The sequence below is a fragment of the Lacisediminihabitans sp. genome, assembly GCF_036404185.1.
Classification (GTDB): domain Bacteria; phylum Actinomycetota; class Actinomycetes; order Actinomycetales; family Microbacteriaceae; genus Lacisediminihabitans.
In genome coordinates this window covers 1-5,429 of record NZ_DASWPB010000024.1, presented here as the reverse complement: position 1 = coordinate 5,429, position 5,429 = coordinate 1, and the positions used below count along the sequence as shown (strand labels likewise).

General features: G+C 66.7%; 4 protein-coding genes and 1 pseudogene. 1 reads left to right on the top strand and 4 read right to left on the bottom strand.

Annotated features, from left to right (window positions below):
• Together VGC18_RS01370 and VGC18_RS01365 are read right to left on the bottom strand one after the other, a co-directional pair.
• The coding region (locus VGC18_RS01370; protein ID WP_414672843.1) for an ABC transporter permease at positions 1-815 on the bottom strand (815 nt) is incomplete at its 3' end.
• Positions 812-2,335, bottom strand: coding sequence for a sugar ABC transporter ATP-binding protein (locus VGC18_RS01365; protein ID WP_331093442.1), 1,524 nt, complete (start codon positions 2,333-2,335; stop codon positions 812-814). The genes VGC18_RS01370 and VGC18_RS01365, both read right to left, overlap by 4 nt.
• A 206-nt stretch (positions 2,336-2,541) precedes the next feature.
• Here VGC18_RS01365 and VGC18_RS01360 point away from each other — a divergent pair, with 206 nt between their 5' ends.
• Positions 2,542-3,549, top strand: coding sequence for a LacI family DNA-binding transcriptional regulator (locus VGC18_RS01360; RefSeq protein WP_331093440.1), 1,008 nt, complete (start codon positions 2,542-2,544; stop codon positions 3,547-3,549).
• Positions 3,550-3,733: 184 nt separating this feature from the next.
• Here VGC18_RS01360 and VGC18_RS01355 read toward each other — a convergent pair whose 3' ends face one another.
• Both VGC18_RS01355 and VGC18_RS01350 read right to left on the bottom strand, forming a co-directional pair.
• Positions 3,734-5,176, bottom strand: coding sequence for a rhamnulokinase family protein (locus tag VGC18_RS01355; protein WP_331093438.1), 1,443 nt, complete (start codon positions 5,174-5,176; stop codon positions 3,734-3,736).
• A gap of 49 nt (positions 5,177-5,225) precedes the next feature.
• Positions 5,226-5,429: pseudogene (locus VGC18_RS01350) on the bottom strand (rhamnose isomerase); the annotation flags it as partial.

Genomic DNA, 5,429 nt, shown 5'->3' with positions numbered 1-5,429 from the left:
CCGATGACCACCGCACCCACGGCCTGCAACTCGAGCCCGGTGCCGGTCTGCGAGTTCGTCGTCCCGTATCTGGCGGCGAACAGCACGCCGGCGAGACCGGCCAGAGCGCCGCACAGGACGAAGGCGACGAGCACGCGCCGCCGGACCTTGAGCCCGTAGAGCTCGGCGGCGTCGGGATCGGAGCCGATCGCATACAGCTCGCGTCCGCTTCTCTTGTTCCGCAGATACCAGCCGGCGACGAGGACGATGACGACCGCGATGATGGTCAGATAGGGGATGAAGGCGACGGAGTCGGTGCCGAGGTCGAGGAATCCCCGCGGCATGTCGGAGGCGTTGATGCGGTTGCTGCCCGTCCAGAGCACGTTGATCCCGCGATAGGCGTACAGGGTTCCCAGCGTGATGACCAGCGCCGGCACCTTTCCGAAGGCCACCAGCAGGCCGTTGACGAGACCGAGGACGGCACCGGCGGCGACGCAGCAGAGGAAGACCAGGATGATCGGGATGCCGCCGACGTCGACGAACAACCGGCCGGCGAGGTAGGCGGTGAGGCCGACCACGGATCCGACGGAGAGGTCGACGCTGCGGGTGAGGATGACCATCGCCTCTCCGACCGCGACGAGCACGAGGATCGCCGGGGTCAGCAGAAGATCGCGGAACCCGTCCTGGCTGAACAGGAACGACGGATTGACGACGGTTGCGGCGGCCACAACGAGGATCAGCGCGACGAAGATGCCGGTCTCCCTGGCGCGGACGAAGGTGTGAACGACCTGCCCCATCCGTCCTCGTTGCGATGGGATGGTGGGGATGGTGGTCATCGGCTGATTCCTTCCGCGTGGGTCGCCGCATACATGACGTTTTCCGCGGTGGCGTCCGCCCGGGAAATCTGGTCCGTGATCCTGCCCTCGCGGACGACGACAACACGATCTGCCATGCCGAGCACCTCGGGGAGCTCCGACGAGATCATGAGAATGGCCATCCCCCGTCCGGCGAGTTCGGAGATGAGCCGGTGCACCTCCGCCTTCGTTCCCACGTCGATGCCGCGGGTCGGCTCGTCGATGATCAGCAGTCGCGGATCCGTCGCAAGCCACTTGCTGAGGACGACCTTCTGCTGATTGCCGCCGCTGAGCGTCCCGGCGAGGGTGTCGAGGGCGCTGCTCTTCACCTGAAGGCGAGTCGCCCAGATCCTGGCCGACGCATTCTCCGATCGCGAGGTGAGCAGCCCGAACTTCGTCAGCTGGCGCCGGATGGCCAGCGTCGCGTTGCGGGCGACGCTCGATTCGAGGATGAGGCCCTGCTTGCGCCGATCCTCCGGAACGAAGGCGAAGCCGAGACTCATCGCCATTCCGGGGTTGCGCCGGGGGACGCGCCGTCCTCCGAGGGCGACCGTCCCCGTGTCGTAGTGGTCGACCCCGAAGATGGCGCGGGCGATCTCGCTGCGTCCGGCGCCGACGAGGCCGGCGAGGCCGACGATCTCGCCGGAGCGCACGGTGAAGTTGATGTCGTCGAAGACGCCCGCGGAACTGAGCCCCGATACCTCGAGCACGACGTCGCCGATGCTGGCCTCCTGCTTGGGGAAGAGCTCGCTCACGTCCCGGCCGACCATGCGGCGCACGATCTCGTCCTCGGTGACGTCAGCGATCGCATCCACGGAGACGAATCGGCCGTCCCGCATGACGGTGATGCGATCGCAGAGGGAGAAGACCTCGTCGAAACGATGGGAGATGAAGACGACGGCGCGACCCTCGTCGCGCAGGCTGCGAGTGACCGCGAAGAGACGATCGACCTCGACGCCGCTGAGCGCCGCCGTCGGCTCGTCCATGATGAGCACCCGTGCGTTGAGCAGGATCGCCTTGCCGATCTCGATGATCTGCTGGTCGGCGATCGACAGCCCCTCCGCCGGGCGATCGGGATCGATGCGCACCGCCAGCCGGTTGAACACGTCGTTGGCCGCCGCGCGCATCGCCTTCCTGTCGATGCGGCCGAAGCGGTCCGTCGGCTGGCGGCCCATGAACATGTTCTCCATGACCGAGAGGTCGGGGAACAGGGTCGGCTCCTGGTAGATGACCGCGATGCCGGCTTCTTTGGCCTGGGCCGTCGTCGTGAAGTCGACCGATTCCCCGCGGAGGAGCACGTCCCCTCGATCGCGTTGGTAGAGCCCGGCGACGATCTTCACGAGGGTCGACTTGCCCGCGCCGTTCTCGCCGACCAGGGCGTGGATCGAACCTCCTTCGACCGTGAGGTCGGCTGAGGCGAGGGCGACGACCTGGCCGAACGATTTGGAGACGTCTCGAAGCTCGAGGACTGCGGGTCCGTTCTCCCGGGGAGTTATCGACATTGATTGTTCCCTACGCTCATCATTGAGAGTGAATTGAATCGTTTTAAAAGCGATTACAAGGACTATATAGCGGCGGGTCGAAAAAGGTCAAGCGCCTCGTGGGCTCGCTGTGTAACGATTCAGCGATCCGGCAAGCAGGCGCGATAATTGAGGCAGTCTCTCGAGCAGGGGCGCCACGTCACGGCGAAAAAAGGAACGGGTCTGATATGCCAACGGTAAGTGTTCGTGATGTCGCCCGTCATGCCGGTGTCTCGGTCGGCACCGTGTCGAATGTCATGAACCGTCCAGAGAAGGTGTCTGCCGCGGTGGTGGAGCGGGTGCAGGCGGCCATCAGCACGTTGGGATTCGTGCGCAACGATGCCGCCCGTCAGTTGCGGGTCGGGCGAAGCACCACGATCGGCCTGATCGTGCTCGACGTGCGCAACCCCTTTTTCACCGAGGTCGCTCGTGGCGCGGAGGACACGGCCGCCGAACACGGTTTCACGGTGATGCTCGGTAACAGCGACGAGAACACCGCACGCGAGGCGGACTATCTCGACCTCTTCGAAGAGCAGCGTGTGCACGGGGTGCTCATCTCTCCCTATGACGACATCACCGAACGTCTGCGTCGGCTTCGGGCCAGAGGCACCCCGGCGGTGCTCGTCGATCGGACGAGCGGGGACCGTTCCTTCAGCTCGGTCTCCGTCGACGACTTCGCGGGCGGCCGGCTCGCCACCGAGCATCTCCTCGGGCGCGGACATCGTCGAATCGCCTTCGTCGGGGGTCCGTTCGGCATTCGCCAGGTGATCGATCGTCATGCCGGCGCGCAGGCCGCCGTCGACGACTGCCCCGGTGCCGCGCTGGAGGTCATCGTCTTGACGGCTCTCAGCGTCATTGCCGGGCGCCAGGCGGGACACGAGATCGCGATGCGCGAGGCCTCGGACCGCCCGGAGGCCATCTTCGCGGCGAACGATCTGGTCGCGATGGGGGTGCTTCAGGCCCTCATGATGCAGGGGGTCGGCGTGCGGGTTCCCGAGGACATCGCCCTGATCGGTTACGACGACATCGACTTCGCCAGCGCCGCCGTCGTTCCGCTGTCCTCCATACGACAGCCCAGCGCGCTCATCGGCAAAACCGCCGTCGAGATCCTCCTGGAGGAGGCCGTCGATCCCACGCTCGACGCGCGCCACATCGTCTTCCAGCCGGAACTGGTGGTGCGCGAGAGCACGGGCTGACGACCCGGTCGCGGCTGTAGTGGTTGCGAGTGGCGGGAGAAAGTGTCTCGCGGCGGGAGGCGCGTCTCCCGCCGCGATGCGATTTCCCCGCCGCGAGGTGTGACATCTCCCGCCGCGAGCTCATTTGTCCGCCGCGAGGTGCGATACCTCCCGCCGCGACGGGATGCGCGACAGGGCGACGCCCCTAGAGGGCCCTGACCAGTCGGGGCTCGTATCTCGTCGGCTCGAAGGTGCTTGCGACGAGTCCGCGCAGCGATTCCAGAGTTCCTCGAATCAGGCCCTGTGCCCTGGCCTGAACGAGGATGTTGCCGATCGCCGTCGCTTCGACGGGACCGGCGAGGACGGGGAGTCCGGTTCGATCGGCCGTGAGCTGGCAGAGCAGCCGGTTCTGAGAGCCCCCGCCGACGAGGTGAACGACAGAGACGGTCTTGCCGGTCACTCGGGAGGCCAGACGGATGCTGTTCGCGAAGGCGTCGGCGAGGCTCTCGAGGATGCTGCGGGCGAACTCGGGCGGCGTTCGGGGCACGGGCTGGTCGTGTTCGGCGCAATACGCTGCGATTCGTGCGGGCATGTCGCCCGGTGGGAGGAATCGGGGATCGTCGGCGTCGAACCGGGCGACCGGGCCGGTGATCGTTGCCGCCTGCTCCAGGAGCGCCGTCAGATCGATCGTGCGGCCCTCGTGCTCCCAGGTGCGCACGGATTCGCTGAGCAGCCAGAGTCCCATGACGTTGTGGAGATACCGCACACGTCCGTCCACGCCCCCCTCGTTGGTGAAATTCGCCGCCCTCCCGCTCTCGCTGAGGATGGGGGCGTCGAGCTCGACGCCGACAAGGCCCCAGGTGCCGCAGGAGACGTAGGCGAAGTCATCCGTGGTCGCCGGAATGGCGACAACGGCCGAGGCCGTGTCGTGGGATCCGACGGTGGTCACCTCGAGCGAGCGGGGGGCGCCCAGCTCGAGCGCCACCTCCGGCAGGACGGTGCCGATCCGGGTGCCCGCGTCGACGAGATCGGGGAAGGCGCGTCGATGCAGGCCGAGCTCTGCGATCAACTCGTCGTTCCATTCGCGGGTGTAAACGTCGAGCAGCCCCGTCGTCGAGGCGTTCGTGCGCTCGGCATAGGCGTATCCGGTGAGCCAATAGTCGATCAGGTCCGGGATGAGAAGGAACTGGTCGGCGAGGTCGTGTGTGCCGGCCAGCCGATCGGCGACGAGCTGATAGACCGAGTTGAAGGGGAGGAACTGCAGCCCGTTCGTGCGATACATCCGCTCGGCGTCCACCGCCGCGTGTGCGGCTCGGACGGCGGGGACGGTGCGGCCGTCTCGATAGTGATACGGCAGCTGGAGCAGGCGACCCTGACGGAGGAGCCCGTAGTCCACCGCCCAGGAGTCGATGCCGATGCTCAGGAGGTCCGGCTCGTCGGAGACGGCGGTGGCCACTCCGGCGATGACGTTGCGGTAGAGCTCGAGGATGTCCCAGTGGAGAGCCGGCAAACCGCTCTCGTTGACCCTGACCGGATCATTTGCGAAGCGCCTCACCTGGCGCAGCCCAAGCTCGTTGTCCCCGATGCGGCCGAGAATGACCCGGCCGCTGGTCGCTCCGAGGTCGACGGCGGCGACCGTCCCTACCACAGTCCTTTCCTCCCGCGCCTCGTGTCGGGGGCCCTTCTGCTTGCCATGGTTATGCGCCCCATCCGGTTTGTTGTCCGGTGGTGCGTTGGGTGGTGATGGTGTGGGGGTAGGGGGAGGTGGTGTAGGCGGTGGTGGGGTTTTCGGGGAGTCCGTGGGTGGTGCGCCAGTGGGCGAGGTCGGGTCGGACGTCGGTGTAGAAGGCGTCCATGAGGATGGTGTTGGCGGTGAGGACGTCGCCGGTGTTTTGGGCGTG